Raw genomic sequence first — 19076 nt, forward strand, 5'->3', positions numbered from 1 at the left:
ATGGCGACCGACCTCGGCGGAGCAACGGCTCCCGCGGGTGCGGGGTCAGGCGACCTCGCTAATGGCGGCCAACAGCTGCTCAGACAAGCCGGCTGCTCGCAGGCCGCCGATGAGTGCGCCGCCGGTGGCCCCGGAGGAGACCACGCCCCAGGCCCGGTCCTTGGCCGGGTAGGACATCTGGGCGGGTTCGAGGATCCGGAAGACCTCGTCTGCCAGCGACGGCGGCTTAGTGCTCACGCCAGACAGCTCGAGCACGACGCCGTCGGCCGGGCACACCGTGCCCAGGGAGACGTCCAGGCCGCCGCCTAGGGTGAAGCCGTCGGCGGGGCGTTCCTTGACAGGGGTGTCGGTGCCGTTCACGCGGGCCGTGGCCTGGCCGCCGGTGGACAGCAGGTGCACGGTGATCTCCCGTTCTTCCGGTACGACGCCGTCCGGACCATCCTGGGTGATTGCCAGGCGGGCCGAGCCGGCCGCCTCGTCCCAGGTGAGTGTGAAGCGGGTGCGCACCACGCCGTCGGGTCCGGGCTCGGGTGAGCCGTCGTCCTCCTCGAGCACGAACTCGCCGTCGGCTCCCGGCACGACTACCACGGAGAGATGGCGTGGGTTGTCGCCGGCCGCCTCGCCAAGGTCCTCGGCGCCGACGATCACGGACCCGGCGCGCGCCAGGACGGGCACCTGCTCCAGGGGACGGGAGAAGGTGAGTATGCGCCCGTCGGCGGCAGCGGCGTTGTAGCGGCGTCCGGTGGGCAGGTCGAACCAGGTGCCCTGGGGCAGCCAGGCCTCCTCCTGAGCCAGGCGCGAGGCCGGGTCGGCGGGGCGGGTGATCGGCATGACCAGCAGGTCCCCGAAGAGGAACTCGTTGCGGTTGTCGTAGGACCCCATGCGCCAGGGGTAATCGTGGTAGAGCGGACGCACCGGGCCGATGCCCTCGGCGTGCGCACGGCGCGCCCACGTATACAGGTAGGGCACGAGCCGGTGCCGCAGCCGCAGGTACGCATCCATGGTGGCGTGGGCGTCCCGCGAGTAGCGCCACGGCTCCTTGGAGTTGAACACCGACATGGTGGAGTGCATGCGGTTGATGGGGGAGAAGCAGCCCAGTTGCACCCAGCGGGCCGTCATTTGATCGTCCTTGACGCCGAGCATGTGGCCACCGATGTCGTTGGACCACCAGTAGTAGCCGATGTTGGCGGAGGTGGCGGTGAATTCCGGCTGGAAGCGCAGCGACTCCCAGGAGGTGACCGTGTCTCCGGAGAAGCCGATCGGGGTGCGGTGACTGGAGGCGTCGGCGAACCGGGAGAAGGTGATGGGACGACGCCGATAACTGGTCTGGCCGGGACCACTGCGCTCGCGCCCGGAGTCGAGGTAGTGGACGTGGTTGAGCATCCACAGCGGGTCCAGTCCCGGAATGTCGGTGTCGCCTCCCTGCTGCCAGTCCAGCCACCAGAAGTCGACGCCCTGCGTCTCCAGGGTGTGGTGGGCGTGCTCCAGGTAAGCGGCGGTGAAGTCCTTGTCTCCGATGTTGAAGGGGATGTCAGCTCCTGTGGCGGGATCCAGCCCCAGTGCGCGGGCCACGGGCTCGTAGGCGTGCTCGTGGCGGCGTATGCCCGAGGCAGGATGCAGGTTGAGCGTCACCTGCATGCCGCGTTCGTGCAGGGCCGCCAGGAAGCGTTCCGGATCGGGGAACAGCTCCCGGTTCCAGGTGTAGCCGGTCCAGCCATTGCCGATGGCGGGATCAATGTCCACCAGGTGCCAGTCCATATCGATCACGGCCACCGAGAAGGGCAGCTGTTCGGCGGCGAAGCGGTCCATCAGCTCCAGGTAGGACTCCTCGGAGTACCGGTGGAAACGGCTCCACCAGTTGCCCAGCAGTGCGCGCGGGATCAGCGGCGTAGGGCCGGTCAGTGCGAAGAAGTCGCGCAGGGCCGAGCGGTAGTCCTGCCCGTAGCCGAAGAAGTACAGGTCCTTATCCGGGCCGGTTGCGGTGTTGGCGGCGTCGGAGTGCGGGCGCGGGCGCACCCACTCGTCCTCCTGAATGAGCAGGGAGCCGGAGTCGTCAATGACCGAGTGCCCGGTGATTGACAGCAGACCGGGCTGCACCGTGGTGGCGCCATCCACGGTGTCGAGGGTGCGGACGGTGCCGCCCAGGTTGGTGCGGTAGGCCTCTTCCGGGTCCCACCGGTCCCCGTAGCGCCAGGTTCCGCCGTGGGCGCCAATGACGGCGGTGCGGAGGGTGACGCTGAGGCCGGAGCGGGAAAAGCCGCGCGCGGGCAGGTACGTCAGGTGCAGGTGCTCGGTGATGATCTCGACGCGGTCCTCGCTGCGGCGCACCTCGAAGTCCGGAACCGGGCCCAGGTCGCGGGAGACCACCAGCTGGGTGGCAGCGTCCACGAAGTTGCCTTCGCGGGAGTACTCCATGCGGATCAGCCGCGAGGTCAGCACCGTGAACCGCCAGTCGGGGCCCGCGACGACGGCGCCGACGGGGGCAGGCGCAGGACGGGGGTCGTTTGAAGCGGAGGAAAGAGGGGAAGCCATGTAATCAGCCCTTTACTGCCGCGGCGGCGGCGCCGGCGATGAAGCGTTTCTGGAAGATAAGGTAAACCACGAGAACGGGGATGACCGAAATTGTAGTGGCGGCGAACAGGCCGCCGTAGTCGGTGCCATAGCGTCCGTTGAAGGTCGTAAGGCCGACCGCGAGAACCTGCATCTTCTCATTGTCAATCATGAGGTATGGCCACAGGTAGTCTTCCCATGCCCACAGGAACTGAAAGATCGCGAGCGCCGAGATCGGGTTACGGCTCATTGGCAGGACTATGCGGTGGAAGATGTAGATCTCGCTGGCGCCGTCTATGCGCGCCGCCTCGAGTACTGCATCAGGTATGTCATCCATCGACTGCCGCATCATGAAAATGCCGAAGCCGCTCATCGCTGCCGGCAGGATCAGCGATAGATAGTTGTCGCGCAGGCCCCATGCGGCAAACATGGTGTAACGCGGGATGATGGTCACGGCCCAGGGGATCATCATCGTGCCAAGGATGAAACCGAAAATGGCGTTACGGCCGGGGAACCGGTACTTAGCGAGCACGAAGCCGCACAGGCAACTGGTGTATATAGTTACTCCGGTCACAATGAGCGCAATGCCCAGCGAGTTCGTGAAGAAGCGGATGAAGTCGAACTTGTCCTGCAGGTTAAGGAAGTTGTCGAGTGTCCACTCCTGCGGGAGGAGCGTCTGGTTGAGTGCGCGGATCTCCGAATTGGGCTTGAAGGCCGAAAACAGCATCCACACGAAGGGGAACACCGTCGTGACGCCGATAATGAGCAGGACCGCTTCTAGGGCGATGGTTTGGACGCGCTTGGTCATCGCTGGCCTCCTGAACGCCGTGAGTTGAGGCCGAATGACGCCGCAGTGAGTGCCGCGGTGATAACCAGAAGCACGAACGCAATCGCGGACGCATACCCGAAGTCATACTGTTGGAAGGCCTCGTCGAAGATGATGTATGAAATGAGGAACGTGGACTTTCCTGGCCCACCCTGGGTCATGATGAGGATTTGAACGTAGGCTTGCACGTAGCTTATGAGAGAGGTGATGACTACGAATATTGTCATCGGCCGCAGTAGGGGCCAAATGATGTGGCAGAAACGCTTCCATGAACTCGCTCCATCGACGCTGGCGGCCTCAAGAGCGTCCTCGGGTAGGGAGTGCAGTGCGGATAGAAAGAGGATAACCGCATAACCGAAGTCCTTCCACACCGTCATGAGCATGATCGCGGGCAAAGCCCAGTGCGAGTCGTACAACCAGTTGATGTCAATGTTGAGGAAGCTGTGAAAAATGCCGATTTGAGGGTTGTACATCATCTTCCACACGTAGGCGATAGCTACCATCGGAGTGACGGTCGGCATGTAGAAGATGGTGCGGAAGAGGGTCTTGTGGCGAGTCACTTTCGACCAAATGGCGTAGGCGAGCGCGAGGCCGAGACCGACTCGCAGGACGATTACGACGACAGAGAAGTACAGGGTATTGGTGAGGGAGGTCCAAAAAGTCGGATCTCGAAAGAGGTCGGCATAGTTTTGCGTGCCGACCCACTTATAGGTTTCGTTCAGTGGGTTCCATTGGTGAAAGGATCCCAGGAGCGCCTTGCCTATCGGGTAGACGAGCAGAACGGCGTTGAACAGGACGATCAGGGTGACGACGCTGTTGCGGAGAGTTCTTTCTCCCTTGTAAGCGCGGCGGTGCCGCGCGATGGTGCGAGACGGGGCCGATGAGTCGGCCGCTAATACTTGTTGGTTCATGACGATAGGTGGGCGGGGAGACCCCCTCCCCGCCCACCCGTCCTCCTTTAGGTGGCGTCTGGCTGGGTGCGCCGTGGATGTCAGCCGACCAGCTCGTCGGCGTGGGCGTACAGACCTTCGACAGAGCTGAAGTCGGTCTTGGCGATGTCAGCGTCAATGGCCGCCTTTGCGGTGGTCAAGGCCTCGGGGATGCCGACGCCGTTGTAAAGCACGTCGGACACGGCAATCTTCATGTTGTCTTCAACGGTGGCAGGCATAGGCCCGGGCCATACGTAACGGTCGATCGAACCGAGCGCGCTGGTGACGGGGTGCTGCTTGATCTCGGTGTTGTCAGCGAGCGCGACCGACGAGGGGAAGAGACTGTAGTTGAGACAGAGGTCGACGAGCAGATCGTTACTCGTCAGGAAGAACTTGAGGAAGTCCTGCGCGACCTCGCGTGCGCCGTCAGAGGCGTTCTTGTTGATGCCGGGAGTGGATTCCCCGTTGTAGCGGTCGTATGCGTAGGGGGTCTCGTCTGCGTTGTTGACGGGGAACTGGAAGGTACCGAACTCGATCTCGGGGTAGTCGTTAGCCATCGTGCCGTAAAGGTGTCCCCACGAATAGTGCATGGCGGATAGGCCCTGGCCAAAGGCTTCCTGCGCGTTGGGGCCGAAGTCCGGTGATCCCACCTGGTCTACGTCGTACAGGTCCTTGAAGTACTGGAAATCAGATTTCATCACTTCGTTGTCGACCTGGACGGAAGTTCCGGAAGCGTCGAACAGGTTATAGCCTGACTGGTAGTGCTTCCCCAACAGCATGAGGTAGAGGCTGTCATTGAAGTCGAATCCGGCCTGTTGGAACGAGTTGCCGTCACGCACGGTGAGCTTCTTCGCTATCTCACGGAACTCGTCCCACGTCGTCGGAATATCTTCATCTGTCAGGCCGGCGGTCTCCCACATGGCCTTGTTGTAAAAGATCAGGCCGGTCATGAGTCCGTAGTCGATGTAGTAAACCGAGTCGTCTATTACATGGCCGTCGACTCCGACGAAGTCCTGGGAGAGACTGTCCAGGTCCATATCGTAAGCCTCGCAGTAGGGCAGGACGTTCTCATGGTAGGAGTTGTGGATGTTGAACAAGGCTGGTCCGTTATCACCCTGGAGGGCGAGAGGCAGCTTGGTCCAATAATCGTCCCAGGCCTGGTTTACGATCTTGATCTCTACGTTGGGGTGGATCTTGCTGTAGGCATCGGCAAATGCCTTGAACTTTTCGTCGCCGTCCCATAGCCACCACTCGATAGTGATGGGGTCTCCGTTGTTGACCAGAGTATTCGGGTCGTATGTCAGGTGGTCGCCCTGAATGTCGAGGCCCTTTGCGGCCTGGGTGTCCTGGACTGTCGCGGTTGTATTCCCGCCGCCGCAGGCGGCCAGGGTGGTCAACAGAGCAGCGCTGGTTCCGGCGGTGATGAAACCGCGTCGAGAGATTGGCTTGGGGGAGGGGGTGTGCATCATGGAGTCCTTCGTCGGTACCGGGCTGAGGTTTACCGGTAAACGTCATACACTGTATCGACGGGAAGTACGGCCGTCAAGGTGTTGCTAGCAGGCAGGAGTGGTTCATGTCGACGTTACGAGACGTGGCGGCGCGCGCCGGTGTGAGCGCCATGACGGTGTCCAACGTCATCAACGGTCGCACTGGCAAGGTCTCGGAGCCGACCATCGCCCGCGTGCAGGAGGCCATCGCCGCCCTGGGGTACGTGCCCAGCGCCGCGGCCCGCTCGCTGGCGGGCTCGTCCTCGCGGATCCTCGCCCTGGTTTACGAGGCGGTTCCGGGGCGACCGGCCCTGGAGTCCCCGTACGAGTCGATGTTCGTGGGCGTGTGCGAGCAGGCGGCACGGGCGGAGGGCTATGCCCTCATGCTTTGCGGCGCCTCCAAGGCGGAGGACACGGTCGCCCAGCTGCGCTCATGGAATGTCTCCGGCGCGATCGTCATGGCCACCACCCGCATGACTCCCAGCGAGTTCCTGGAGCGCTCCGGTGTGCCGGCGGTGTTCATCGACTCCTACCGTGACGGCGACGGTATCTCCTACGTCAACATCGACGACGCCGGGGGTGCGCGGATGGCGGGCGAGCGGCTCGGGTCTGCGGGGCACAGGCGTGTGGCTTTCGTCGGCCCCACGACTGATATCCCCGGGGTGGTGCGCGAGCGCTTGCGCGGCCTGCGTGGGGGGCTCGCCGACCACGGCGGTGGAGTGGAGCGGCGGGACGTGCTGCTCACCGAGGTCGGTTTCGATGAGGGGATCGCTGCGGCGGCGCGGTTGACGGAGCGCAGGTCTCCCGTGACCGCTGTGTTCGCCTCCGGTGACGTGCTCGCCCTCGGCGTTGCCGCGGGACTGCGCCGGGCGGGGCGCCGGGTGCCCGAAGACGTCTCCGTGGTCGGCTTCGACGGCCTGGACCTGGCGCGCTACGTCGACCCGCCGCTGACGACGGTGCGTCAGCCGATTCGCGACAAGGCCACCGCCGCGGTTGCGTATCTCCTGGACGAGCTGCGCGACGGCGCCGGCGCCCCACGGCAAACCGTGCTACCGGTCGCCTGGCAGGAGGGCGGGACGCTCGGGCCGGCCCCGATTTGACCTGTGCCCATGGGGGAATAATAGGAGTTGGCCTGCTGCGACCGAGAGTGTTTCGGTTAGACCGTGGGTTGCCTGCCAGACTGTGGGAGAGTGAAAAATGACTGACTGGCGTGCTGACCGAGTGGGCTCCGCGATTGATGGTTCGAATCCGACAGTCCTTGCCGAGTTGGAGGAGGCCTTCGCGGTGATTGGCGATACGCAGTTCCTTCCGGGGTATTCGCTCGCGATTACTAGACATCCTGGCGTTGATCGGCTCAGTGACCTGCCTCGCCTGCGGCGAGTCGCCTTCCTGGCCGACGTCGACCTCGTGGCCAGCGCGGTTGAGAATGTCTGTTCACAAATGGACTCGGGGTACCGTCGCGTCAACATCGAGATTCTCGGCAACTCCGACGCCTTCCTACACGCGCATGTGTTTCCTCGTTATGAGTGGGAGTCGGTCGAGCTCAGGCCCTACCCGGTGTGGCTGTATCCGCGGTCGTCCTGGACCAGTTCGGCATAGGCACTAGGTGAGGCTCATCGGGAACTTCGGCGCCGCCTTACGGAAGAGATCTTGCGGCTACGTGACGCCGTTTGAGAACGCGGCGTCGCTTACAGGGCTCTTCATGTTTGCGGGTGTTTTGGTTCGGGCCGGGGCTGTGATGTAGTGGTCGTTTTCGGGCCGACGGGGACGTCGTCGCTGGGTAGACGCAAACCAGCTCCCAGTGGTGTGGTGTTGGATTCCGGCGTGACGTCGGGTGCGCGGGCGGCCTGCCCACTCGCGGCCCGCCGTCGGCGCCGAGTGCCGTGCGTGGCGGCCCAAAGTGTCCAGGATCGGCATAAACGACTCTGACGTCGCCGGCAGCCGCAGGCAAAACGTTGGAATCATGCGGTTTCAAAATCGGCCCCAGCGGTCGCCAACGGCCATAGTGCCGAATTTGGACATTCCGCCTCCGGCGGGGCGCCCGGGCACACGCCCACACCCACCAGCACCCAACCCGCCAGGGCGGCAGCACTCACCCCACCCCCAAGCTCACCGCACCCTCAAACCGGACAGGCCCGTTTGAGGTCGCCCGCATCCGCGCTGACCATGGCGTGCCGGAATCGGCCGCCGGCCGTGCCCAAGTCGGCTGCCGACATACCCATGCCCGGAAGCGGGGACGTCTGCAACGCCACTTCGGGGTTAACAACGCCTGTTAACCGTCTGCTGAAGGGCTCCGAGGTATACAGCAGACCGTTAAGTAGCGTTGTTAACGTCTAACCCGCGTAGCAGACGCTCTTGCCCACCACCCCCCAAACACGAAGGGCCCGTTTCGGGGCGGTCGGTCGCGTTTACAGCCGCCCCAGAACTCGGGCACGCAGGGCCAGGGCGGCAGCGCCGGTGGCCCATTCGGCCCGGTCGTGCTCGCGCACGACCACGTCGAGCGGAGTCGCACTGGCACGGCGCACCGCGGCGATCCCCTGCTGTACCTCGTCCTCGAAGAGCGTGGCGATGGCGGCGCGCTCGCCCGCAACTACCACGACCTCGGGCAGGGTGAACGCCGCGGCCATGCCCAGCAAGCGCCCCAGCCTGCGCGCGTAGGAAGCGCATAGAGACACGGCGTCGCCGTCACCAGCGGTCGCCAGCTCGACGACGTCCGCCGCCGCCAGCCAGTCGTGGCCGCGCTGCACCCAGGTGCGTTCGATCGCCTCATTGGTCAGGCAGTCCATCGCCGCTGCGGCGCTGGCCGGCCGGGCGCCGTCGGGCACTGGCACCATGCCCAGCAGACCCATCTCGGCGTCGGCGTTGGTCACGACCTGGCCGTCCACTACCAGTCCATGGCCGACGCCGGCACCCACCGTGAGCAGGCTGAAGCGGCCGTGTTCCCGTCCCACTCCGAACCAGGCCTCCCGCAGCGTCAGTGCGGTCAGGTCGTTGCCGATAATGGTCGGCACGCCCAGCCGGGCCTCAACGAAATCGGCCAGGGGTACTCGGTGCCAGCCGTAGAACACGGCCTCGTCCACCGTGCGCCCGTCGCGCGCTGTGCCGCCCAGGCTGATCCCCAGGCAGGAGGGCGGCGGGGCGTCCGCGGCAGCGCCGGCGAGATCGGTGAGCGCGGCGGCCAACTCGGTGACGATCTCTGCGGGGGAGTGGCCCGTAAGCGGGCGGCGCACAGTGGCGAGAACGCCCAGGCGCAGGTCAGTCAGGACCGCTGTCAGCAAGTTCGTTGACAGCCCAACCCCCACCACGGACTCGGCGTCGGCGCGTACCTCCAGCGGGGACTGCGGCCGCCCGGTGTCGGCCACCTGCAGTGTGTGCGTGGTGAGCAGTCCGGCCTCTACCAGCGGTGTCGTCAGTCGGGTGACCGAACCGGGGGAGATGCCGACGATGCGCATGATCTCGGGGCGCAGTAGTCGTCCGTAACGTAGTAGGGCCAGCACGATCTCGCGCTGGGTGTCGCTGAGAGCGGTCCAGAGCGATGCGGGCCCGGCCGGGGCGTTTGAGTCGGCCATGACTCCATCATGCCCGACTCGGGGTCGACGCCTGTGCCCGTGTGCTTGCGCACGGGTTTCTTCTGGTGCAGAATAATCTGTGTTGCCACCGACCGGTGGCATTCCCACCCCCCAACCTCAGCAAGGATGCACGGAGGTACCCATGAGAGCACTGAGCAGGCGCTCCTTCCTCGCCGGCACGGCGACGGCGGCGGCGCTCGCGGCCACGGGCGGAACCCTCGCCGGCTGCTCGTCCGGAGACGGCAAGGTTCACCTGGAGCTGTTCCAGTTCAAGAGCGAGGCCATCACCCTGTTCGATCAGATCTGTGAGGACTTCAATGCCGCCAACCCGGACATCGTCGTCACCCAGAACTTCCAGGCCGACAACATCACCTCGTTGCGCGCCCGCCTGGTCAAGGGCAACACCCCGGACCTGATCACCATCAACGGCGACTACAACTACGGTGCCCTGGCAGACACGGGAATCTTCTACGACTTCAACCGCACCGACCTGCTCGACGGCGTGAACCCGTCCATCGCGTCCATCCTGGACACGCTCGGCACCGGTGGTGAGGGCCAGACCAATGGCGTCGCCTTCGCCGACAACGGCTCGGGCATCATCTACAACAAGGACGTCTTCGACGCCGCCGGCGTCGAGCCGCCAACCACCTGGGACGAGCTCATCGAAGTCTGTGACGAGTTCACCGCCCAGGGGATTGATCCCTTCTACTGGGCCATCAAGGACAACTGGACCGGCGCACCCGCCTTTAACTCCCTGTCCGGCTCCTTCCTCGCCGACGGCGTCGCCGCCTGGTACGAACAGCGCCGCGACCTCGACTCCGGCACCTCCTTCGCCGAGCTCAGCCCGGTGTTCGAGAAGATGTACCAGGCGATCCAGTACGGCAACGCCGACAAGGCCGCCCTGGGCTACAACGACGGCAACCAGGGCTTCGCTCAGGGCAAGGCGGCCATGTACTGGCACGGCACCTACGCCATCCCCGCCATCCGCTCCTACAACCCGGACATCAACCTGGGCACCTTCGCCGCTCCCGCCGACGACGCGGCCGACACCAAGGTCGTCTCCGGCGTCGACGTGGCCCTGACCATGGGTGAGAACCCGGCCCACCTGGAGGAGAACCTGCGCTTCTTCCAGTACCTGATGGATGAGGCGAACATGACCGCCTACTGCGACGAGCAGGTCGCCTACCCGACCCTGACGACGCTATCCGCCCAGGATCCCGCCCTGGAGGGGCTCCAGCCCTACTTCGACGCCGGGCGCGTGGCCACCTACTCCGACCACAACTTCCCGCCGGCCATCACCCTGAACGCCTACATCCAGCAGTACCTGTTCAACGGAGACCTGGACCAGCTGGTCTCCACGCTGGACGCCCAGTGGAACAAGGTCGTCCGCCGCATTAACGAGACGGCCTGAGGCAGGAGGACCGAACCACCATGACCACGCAAACCGCCACTGCGCCGCGGGCCGGCGACCCGCAGGCCGTATCCCACAAGATTCGGGACAACAAGGCCAAGAAGGTCGACCCGGCCTTCATCTGGATGCTCGTCCCCGCGGCCCTCGTCTTCACCGTGTTGCTGACGATCCCGCTGCTGACGGGCGTCTTCTACACCTTCACCAACTTCAAGGGCTACGGCGACTGGCACTTCGTCGGCTTGACCAACTACAAGAACCTGTTCTCCGATGACATCATCTGGGGCTCGTACCTGTTCACCTTCAAGTACTCGATCGTCGCCTCCATCCTGACCAACATCATCGCCCTGGGGCTAGCCCTCATCCTCAACTCCAAGATGAAGGCGCGCACCTTCTTCCGCGGCGTGTTCTTCGTGCCCTACATCCTGCCAGTGCTGGTGGTCTCCTACATCTTCAGCTACCTGTTCACCAACAACCTGCCCCAGATCGGGCAGGCGCTGGGCTGGGAGTGGCTGAGCACCTCGCTGCTGGCAAACGAGAACCTGGCCTGGCTCGCGATCGTCGTCGTCGGCGTGTGGCAGGCGGTCGCCTACAACACGATCATCTACCTGGCCGGCCTGCAGACCGTGCCCGATGAGATCTACGAGGCCTCCGCCATCGACGGCGCCGGCCCGGTGCGGCGGCTGTGGTCCATGACCCTGCCGCTGATCATCCCCTACCTGGGCATCAACATGGTGCTTTCGTTCAAGAACTTCCTGGGCGTCTTCGACCAGATCGTCGCCCTGACCTCCGGCGGCCCGGGCACCGCCACGCAGTCCATCTCCTACCTCATCTTCAAGAACGGCTTCCAGGGCGGCGAATACGCCTACCAGACGGCGAACGGCGTCATCTACTTCCTCATCGTGGTGCTGCTGTCCTTCGCCCAGCTGCGCTTCACCCAGAGCCAGGAAAGGGTCTGATCCTCCATGACCGCCACAACCGCCAACATTGACAACTCCGGCTCCGCTGAGAGCCGCCTGGGCACCGCCGACCCCGAGGTATACCGGGTTCGCCGCCGTTCCAAGGGCGTATTCGGCCGCACCAACTGGTGGACCACCCTGCTGGCGATCGTCCTCAGCCTGACCGTACTGGTGCCCCTCTACTTCACCGTGGTCACCGCCTTCAAGACGCCCGAGGAACTGGCCACCTCCGGCTGGGCACTGCCCCGGTCCTGGAGCCTGGACAACTTCGCCACCGCCTGGGAGATGACCTCCTACCCGCGGCGGGTGCTGACTTCCGCCATCATCACCGTCGGCGCCACGGTGTTCACGCTGCTGTCCAATTCCATGGTCGCCTATGCGCTGGGCCGAAACATGCACCGCCCCTGGTTCCGCCGCCTGTATTACTACTTCGTGGCGGCCCTGTTCGTGCCGTTCCCGATCATCATGCTGCCGGTCGTCAAGGAGACCGCTCTGCTGCACCTGGACAACGAGGCCGGCCTGATCCTGCTGTACGTGGTCTACGGCCTGGCCTTCAACATCCTGATGTACACCTCCTTCATCAAGTCCATCCCGGAGGAGCTGGAGGAAGCGGCCGCCATGGACGGCGCCAGCCGCTGGACAATCTTCTGGCGGATCATCTTCCCGCTGCTGTCGCCCATGAACGCCACCGTCGGGATCCTGACCTGCCTGTGGGCCTGGAACGACTTCCTGCTCCCACTGGTGATCCTGACCGACCAGTCCAAGGCGACCCTGCCGCTGGCCCAGTACGTCTTCCAGGGACAGTTCAATACGAACTATCCGGTCTCCTTCGCCTCCTACCTGATGGCGATCGCCCCGATGTTCCTCGTCTACGTGATCGCTCAGCGCTGGGTCATCTCCGGCGTCATGCGCGGCAGCCAGAAGTAGGGCATAGGCTCTTCTCAGCCCGCCGAGACCGGCGCCGGCAACCCGCCGCGAGGCACCAGTGACGTGCCGATCCGGCGCTCGCCACCCGCCGGCCCGGCTGCAACGGCACCCCGCCCGGGGCGCGGTACGTCGTCGTACCGCGCCCCGGGGACGAGCCGCTACTGCACACCCCCATCCGGAAGGCCGCCACATGAGCTATCCACCGCTGATCGTCAGCTCCCGCCACGTCGGAGACGACGCCGACTGGTGGCGCCGCGCCGTCGTCTACCAGATCTACCCGCGCTCCTTCCAGGACACCGACGGCGACGGCTACGGCGACATCCCCGGCATCACCGCCCGCCTGGACCACCTGGACGCCCTCGGCGTCGACGTCGTCTGGCTCAGCCCCGTCTACCGCTCCCCGCAGGACGACAACGGCTACGACATCTCCGACTACGAGGACATCGACCCGATGTTCGGCTCGCTGGCGGACCTCGACGCCCTGATCGCGGGCCTACACGCGCGCGGCATGCGCCTGGTGATGGACCTGGTGGTCAACCACACCTCCGACGAGCACCCCTGGTTCGCCGCCTCCCGCAGTGCGAAGGACAGCCCCAAGCGGGACTGGTACATCTGGCGGCCCGCCCGGGTGGTCCCCGGCCGGCAGCCGGGAGAGCCGGGCACCGAGCCCACCAACTGGGGATCCTTCTTCTCCGGCCCCGCCTGGCAGTGGGATGAGGGCACGCAGGAGTTCTACCTGCACCTGTTCTCCACCAAGCAACCCGACCTGAACTGGGAGAACCCGCAGGTGCGCCGCGCCGTCTACGAAATGATGGGGCGCTGGCTGGACCGCGGGGTGGACGGCTTCCGCATGGATGTCATCAACCTGATCTCCAAGACCTACCCGCTCGTCGACGGCCCCCGCCCGGACGGCGCCCTGTACGGCGACGGCGCGGCACTGGTCGCCAACGGGCCGCGCGTGCACGAGTTCCTGCACGAGATGAACCAGGCGGTCTTCGCCCCGCGCAGCCGACACATCATCACCGTCGGCGAGACCCCCGGCGTCACCACCGCCGAAGCCTCCCGCTTCACCGATCCCGCGAGCGCCGAGGTGGATATGGTCTTCCAGTTCGAGCACGTGGGCCTGACCGACGGCCCCGGCGGCAAATTCGACCCGCAGCCACTGGACCGGGTGGCCCTCAAGCGCAACCTCGCCGGCTGGCAGGCCGCCCTCGCCCCCGACGTCGACGCCACCGGCCGCATCGCCGGCGAGCGCGGCTGGAACTCCAACTACTGGGACAACCACGACCAGCCGCGCGCCGTCTCCCGCTTCGGCGACGACGACCCCGCCTGGCGGGAGAAGAGCGCCAAGACCATCGCCTCCATCCTGCACCTGCACCGCGGCACCCCCTACGTCTACCAGGGGGAGGAGCTCGGCCAGACCAACACCGTCTTCCATGGCATCGACTCCTACCGGGACCTGGAGTCCATCAACTACTTCCGCGAGCGCACCGGCGTCGGCGACGACCCGACCGCCCTGCTGGCCGGCCTGGCCGTCAACTCCCGCGACAACGCCCGCACCCCGGTGCAGTGGGACGCGACCGCAAATGCCGGCTTCACCTCCGGCACCCCGTGGATCGACGTGGCCCCCAACTACGCGGAGGTCAACGCCGCCGCCCAGGTGGGCGTGCCCGGCAGCGTCTTCGAGCACTACCGGGCGCTGATCGACCTGCGGCACTCCGACGACGCCGTCGCCCTGGGCACCTTCCGGCTCCTGGACGCCGACGCCGCCGACTCCTGGACGCTGCTGCGCGAGCACGTGGGGGCCGACGGCGAACGCGAGCAGATCCTGCTGATCGCCTCGTGCACGCGTGCCGGGCTGGAGACCGGGCCCGGTTCCGCCCTGCGTGGTCGACTGGCGGCCGAGGGGCTGGACCTGGGGGAGTGGGCCGGCGGCGAGCGGGTGCTCATGGCCTCCCTGCCGGCGGGGGAGGCGCCCGCCTCCGGCGTCGGCGTGCCCGCCCTGGCCGGCTGGGACTCCGTGATTCTGCGCCGTCGGTTCTGAGAACTGTCCGAATCCGGGACAAACGATCCAGTCTTGCCGATCTCCGGTTTCGGGATCGTTGGAATCATGCGGTTTCTGGATTCGGTCCGGGGCTCACCCGCGGCGTTTGTCCCGAATCCGGACAATGCCGCGGGACGGACGTCAGCCACCAGCAGCATACGGAGACCACCGCCATCAGGGCCAGCACCCAAAGCGGCCCGCGGGCGAGCTCCCACACGAACACCGTGCCGAACACGGGCGCTCGCTGCGTGATCGACAGCACGGCGCCGGCGCCGACGAGTGCCAGCACCGGAATGCTCACCTGCCAGCCGGCCAGGTTCGCGGCGACCGCCACCGCCGCGCCCGCACTGCCGCCCAGGGCGAAGGACGGAGCCAGCAGGCCGCCGGTGGCGCCCGCCCCCAGCGTGAGCCCGGTCAACAGCGGCTTGAGTACGACGACACCGAGCAGGCTTGCCAGGGCGGCTGCGGTGGCGGGAGAGACCAGTGCCGCCTCCAGGGCGTCGCGACCGTTGCCGGGCAGCACCGGCAGCCACAGGGAGGCCATTCCCGTAAGCAGCCCGGCGGCCCCGATGCCCAGTGGCAGCGCCCAGGTGTCCGGCAGTCGGTGATCCTTGAATCGCCTCCACAACGACCGTGCGCCCACACCCAACAGCGCTGCCAGCCCCGCCACCGGCAACGCCGCCACCAGTGTCGCGGTGTCGGGCGTGCCCATGGTCACCTGAAAGGTGGGGCGCCCGCCCGAGTGCAGCCAGGAGACCACCGTGGCCAGCAGACTCACCGGCACGGCCAACCACACGCCCCGACGGCGCATACCCGCCAGCATGGTGATCTCGACGGCGAAGGCGGCCCCGCCCAGGGGCGCGTTGTACATGGCCGCCAGGCCCGCGCCGGCCGCCGCGGCCACCAGGGTGCGGGCTGTGCGCGGCTCCAGGCCGAGGCGGGAGGAGACTCGGGCGGCGACGGCCCCGGCCATGAGACGAGGCGCGCCCTCACGTCCCACCGAGTTGCCGGCGCCCACCGTGAGCACCTGGAGCACGCCGTCGGCGAAGGGACGCAGCAGACCCATATGGCGGCCGGACCGGCCGGAGACGTCCCCAACCGCCGCTTCCACGCCGACGACGCCGCCGGTGGATCGCTCCCACCACCACAGGGCGCCGGCGGCCAGCCCACCGACAGCCGGCGCGGCGATCCGCCTCCAGGCGGCGGCCGCCTGCACGCGCTGGGGGAGCGCGCCCTCGCCGACCCCGTAGAAGAGCCATTCGAAGCCCTCCAGCAGGAAGGCCATGGCGATGCCTATCAGGCCCGCCGCCACACCGGAGACGAGTGCGGCCGCCAACAGGCGCACACAGGTGTGGGTGGGGGCGCCGGGCGGGGACGCGGCGGGATCCGTGGTCACCCCCGCGACCCTACCGGCACGTGTCGGGCCGCTGGTCGGCCGAACGCGACTTGAACACCGGCCAGCGTCTCAGTCCGTCTCCCCGGCGGAGGCCGCCTGGGCGACCGTTTGGCCGAAGTCGGGAACCTCCTGCGGGGGAATGACCCCCAGGTTCTTGTTGACCAGGCCGATGGCGCCGCGCAGCCCCATCCACCACTGGTGCAGCGGGCGGCGCGCGGTCAGGTCCAGTTCCTCATCCATATGCTCCAGGCGGTGGTGAGTGATCCGCCCCTCCACGAGCCCCACGTAGCTGGAGTGATAGGTTCCGGCGTCCAACTGGTCAGACAGCAGGTCCAGCGCGTGCGCCACCAGCTTGGTGGCCATGATGCGGTCGAAGGCGGTCGGGTCGCCGCCCTGCTGCAGGTGACCGATCTGCGCCTGCCGCACGTCGTACAGGCCCTCGCTCTCCTCGGAGAAGATCTTCGCCAGCACGTCCAGGGTGTAGTTCTCGCTGGCCCGCTCATTGCGGATCACCAGGTAGAGCTTGCGGCCCGAGCGGAAGGACTCCACCATGCGGGCCGAGTCCTGGGCCAGCTTCTTCAGCGTCAGCCCCTCCTCGTTGAGGTACACCCGCTCAGCGCCGGTGGCGATACCGCTCATCAGGGTCAGGTAGCCGCAGCGACGGCCCATCGCCTCCGCCACGAAGCAGCGACGCGAGGCGGCCGCCGACTGCTTGATCGCGTCCAGCGCCCCCACGGCACTGTTCAGGGCCGTGTCCGCCCCGATCGACAGCTCGGAGCCGGGCAGGTTGTTGTCAATGGATGCGGGCACGCAGATCATCGGGATTTTGAAGGCGGGGTAGCGGTCCCGCTCGGTGACCAGCTCATGCGCGGCCAGGTAGGCGTTGAAACCGCCGATGATCAGCAGGGCGTCGATCTGATTGGACTCGATCGTCCGCCCCAGCGCGTACAGCTGCTCAATGGTGGGGATATCCCGGCGCGTGCCCAGCTCGGCGCCGCCGTCGCCGACCCAGCCCTCGACGTCGTCCCAGGACAGCTCGCGCACGTTCCCGTCCAGCAGACCCGGGAAGCCGCCGTAAACGCCGAGCATGGTGAAGCCGTGGTCCAATCCCAGGCGCACCGCAGCGCGCGCCGCCGTGTTCATGCCCGGCGCCAACCCGCCCGCGTGCACGATCGCCACCCGCCGGGCGCGGCCGGCACCCTGCAGCGTGTCCTCTGCTGCCGGGTCCAGTTCCGGTGGGGTGGACATGGTCTCGAAGATCCCCAACATCTGCTCGAAGCTGGAGCCGCGGGCCGCCACCGCGCCCCGGTAGTCGCCGGCCGCCACCAGGTCCTTCACGGCCCGGGTGGCGCGGATCTGCTCCATCATGGGCAGACGCCTAATGCGGTTGTGCCGCTCGGCGATGATCACCGGCTCGCTCTCCGCGGTGGCCAGCACCACCTCGCGCGCGGCGGTGCAACCCAGCAGGGTGGACATCCAGCGGTCGTAGGCACTCGGCTTACCACCTCGCTGCACGTGACCGAGGATGGTCACGCGGGCCTCCTCGCCGAGCCGCTCCGCCATGACCCGCTTGACGTCGTCGGCGGTGATGGGGTTGCCGGCGCGGTCGGTGGCCCCCTCGGCCACGATCACCATGGACTCGCGGCGCCCCGCCTCCCGGCCCTTGGCGAGCTTGCGGCACATGTCCTCCTCCCACCCCTCGGCGGGCGGCAGCTCCGGCACGAGCACGTAGTCGCAGCCTCCGGCCACGGCCGCCATCAGCGCCAGGTAGCCACAGTGCCGACCCATCACCTCCACAATGAAGGTGCGCTGGTGGGAGGCGGCGGTGGAGGAGATGTCGTCGATCGCCTCCAGGATGCGGTGCAGGGCGGAGTCGGCGCCGATGGTCATATCCGCGCCCACCAGGTCATTGTCGATCGAACCGACCAGCCCGGTAACCATGAGCACCGGGTGCGCGGCCGCCGTCTGCTCGGTGATGTCCCCGCGTTCAACCAGCTCTGCCACCAGAGACGGCCAGTTCTTACGGAACTCATTGGTGCCGGTCAGGGAGCCGTCCCCGCCGATCACCACCAGCCGGTCGATGTCATGCTCCAGCAGGTTGCGGCAGGCCGCCAGCTGCCCGGCGCGCTCGCGGAACTCCGCCGAGCGGGCGGTGCCGATGATGGTGCCGCCGCGGTGCAGGATGGAGCCGACCGAGTCCCACTCCAGTTTGCGTATCCCATCCCCGCCGGCCACGGCGCCCGACCAGCCCTCCATGACCGCGTACGGCTGTGCGCCCATGCGCAGCGCGGTCCGTACGACGGCGCGCACCGCCGCGTTCATGCCCTGCGCGTCACCGCCAGAGGTGAGCACGCCGATGCGCACGGGCTCATCGCTGGGGGAGGCGGGGGGAGTACCGGCGGCTTCGGCGGGGCCGGTCGAAGTACTGATGAGCGCGTCGTTAGCCATCGTGGGTCCTTCCGTGGGCGTCCGGTGCCTGGTGCTGGCCCCGATTCTAGTGTGGTCCGCGCCGCATGCCCCAGGCTCGCCCGGGCTCGTTCACACCTTGTTCACCTTGACTACGTTTACCTTGACTACCCGGTTCGCCCGTTTTGCCCGGTTCACCTGGGGACAGCCCGGGGCTCGCTCACGCGTCCGCCCGTGTCCTAGCGCGCCCCGCCCACCGGACCGGGTTAGTGTCGGTGCCGACCAGCCCGACGCCGTCGGGAGGTACGCCCCTGAACAGGATGGAGATGCGGGCATGAACCTTAGGGATCGGCTGCGCCGACAGCCCCCGCCGACGCCGGACGACTCCCGGCGTCCCGCCCTGCCCGCCGACTGGCCGTTGGCCGTACGCGCAGGCGTGGAGGCGGTGGCGCTCAGCTGGGGCGTCGTGGTCCTGCCCACCCTCGTCCTGTACCTGGTCGACTCCTCCCGCGATGCCGCCGCGGCCCTGACCCTGGGCGGCGTGCTGCGCACGGGCACCGGCACTTGGAGCCTCG

The 19076-nt window shown here is 66.8% G+C and carries 13 protein-coding genes and 1 pseudogene; 7 read left to right on the forward strand and 7 right to left on the reverse strand.

Annotation, left to right across the window (positions count from 1 at the left end; all coding sequences use genetic code 11):
* Positions 1-45 precede the first annotated feature (45 nt).
* The 4 genes from BN1056_RS05510 to BN1056_RS05525 form a co-directional block, all read right to left on the reverse strand.
* A complete protein-coding gene (locus tag BN1056_RS05510; RefSeq protein WP_210579663.1) occupies positions 46-2532 on the reverse strand; it encodes a glycoside hydrolase family 31 protein in 2487 nt (828 codons plus the stop codon).
* 4 nt (positions 2533-2536) lie between these two features.
* Complete coding sequence (locus BN1056_RS05515) at positions 2537-3358, reverse strand: carbohydrate ABC transporter permease (protein WP_210579664.1); 822 nt, start codon at positions 3356-3358, stop codon at positions 2537-2539.
* Entirely contained in the window at positions 3355-4287 is a 933-nt protein-coding gene (locus BN1056_RS05520; protein WP_210579666.1) for a carbohydrate ABC transporter permease, read from the reverse strand. Before BN1056_RS05520 ends, BN1056_RS05515 begins: the two co-directional genes overlap by 4 nt.
* Before the next feature lie 80 nt (positions 4288-4367).
* The gene (locus BN1056_RS05525; RefSeq protein ID WP_244671533.1) at positions 4368-5774 is read right to left on the reverse strand and encodes an ABC transporter substrate-binding protein; all 1407 of its coding nucleotides are present in this window, start codon (positions 5772-5774) and stop codon (positions 4368-4370) included.
* 104 nt (positions 5775-5878) lie between these two features.
* Here BN1056_RS05525 and BN1056_RS05530 point away from each other — a divergent pair, with 104 nt between their 5' ends.
* Together BN1056_RS05530 and BN1056_RS05535 are read left to right on the forward strand one after the other, a co-directional pair.
* Positions 5879-6892: a LacI family DNA-binding transcriptional regulator gene (locus tag BN1056_RS05530; RefSeq protein ID WP_210579667.1), complete on the forward strand. Its 1014-nt coding sequence runs from the start codon at positions 5879-5881 to the stop codon at positions 6890-6892.
* Positions 6893-6989: 97 nt separating this feature from the next.
* Positions 6990-7391, forward strand: a complete 402-nt coding sequence (locus tag BN1056_RS05535; RefSeq protein ID WP_210579668.1) for an HIT family protein — start codon at positions 6990-6992, stop codon at positions 7389-7391.
* Between the two features lie 809 nt (positions 7392-8200).
* On the opposite strand, the gene BN1056_RS05540 is transcribed toward BN1056_RS05535, so the two are convergent.
* Complete coding sequence (locus BN1056_RS05540) at positions 8201-9361, reverse strand: ROK family transcriptional regulator (protein WP_210579669.1); 1161 nt, start codon at positions 9359-9361, stop codon at positions 8201-8203.
* 142 nt (positions 9362-9503) lie between these two features.
* Here BN1056_RS05540 and BN1056_RS05545 point away from each other — a divergent pair, with 142 nt between their 5' ends.
* The 4 genes from BN1056_RS05545 (at position 9504) to BN1056_RS05560 (ending at position 14699) form a co-directional block, all read left to right on the forward strand.
* Positions 9504-10772 (forward strand): ABC transporter substrate-binding protein, encoded by a 1269-nt coding sequence (locus tag BN1056_RS05545; protein ID WP_210579670.1) that lies wholly within the window; start codon positions 9504-9506, stop codon positions 10770-10772.
* Positions 10773-10792: 20 nt separating this feature from the next.
* Positions 10793-11728, forward strand: coding sequence for a carbohydrate ABC transporter permease (locus BN1056_RS05550; RefSeq protein WP_244671534.1), 936 nt, complete (start codon positions 10793-10795; stop codon positions 11726-11728).
* Positions 11729-11734: 6 nt separating this feature from the next.
* Entirely contained in the window at positions 11735-12655 is a 921-nt protein-coding gene (locus tag BN1056_RS05555; protein WP_108966789.1) for a carbohydrate ABC transporter permease, read from the forward strand.
* A gap of 190 nt (positions 12656-12845) precedes the next feature.
* Positions 12846-14699, forward strand: coding sequence for an alpha-glucosidase (locus BN1056_RS05560; protein ID WP_210579671.1), 1854 nt, complete (start codon positions 12846-12848; stop codon positions 14697-14699).
* Positions 14700-14763: 64 nt separating this feature from the next.
* On the opposite strand, the gene BN1056_RS05565 is transcribed toward BN1056_RS05560, so the two are convergent.
* Both BN1056_RS05565 and BN1056_RS05570 read right to left on the reverse strand, forming a co-directional pair.
* Complete coding sequence (locus BN1056_RS05565) at positions 14764-15984, reverse strand: chloride channel protein (protein ID WP_210579678.1); 1221 nt, start codon at positions 15982-15984, stop codon at positions 14764-14766.
* Between the two features lie 180 nt (positions 15985-16164).
* Positions 16165-18543 (reverse strand): 6-phosphofructokinase, encoded by a 2379-nt coding sequence (locus BN1056_RS05570; protein ID WP_210579672.1) that lies wholly within the window; start codon positions 18541-18543, stop codon positions 16165-16167.
* A gap of 292 nt (positions 18544-18835) precedes the next feature.
* Here BN1056_RS05570 and BN1056_RS05575 point away from each other — a divergent pair.
* Positions 18836-19076, forward strand: a pseudogene (locus tag BN1056_RS05575) (hypothetical protein); the annotation flags it as partial.

The organism is Actinomyces succiniciruminis (assembly GCF_900002405.1).
Lineage (GTDB): Bacteria > Actinomycetota > Actinomycetes > Actinomycetales > Actinomycetaceae > Actinomyces > Actinomyces succiniciruminis.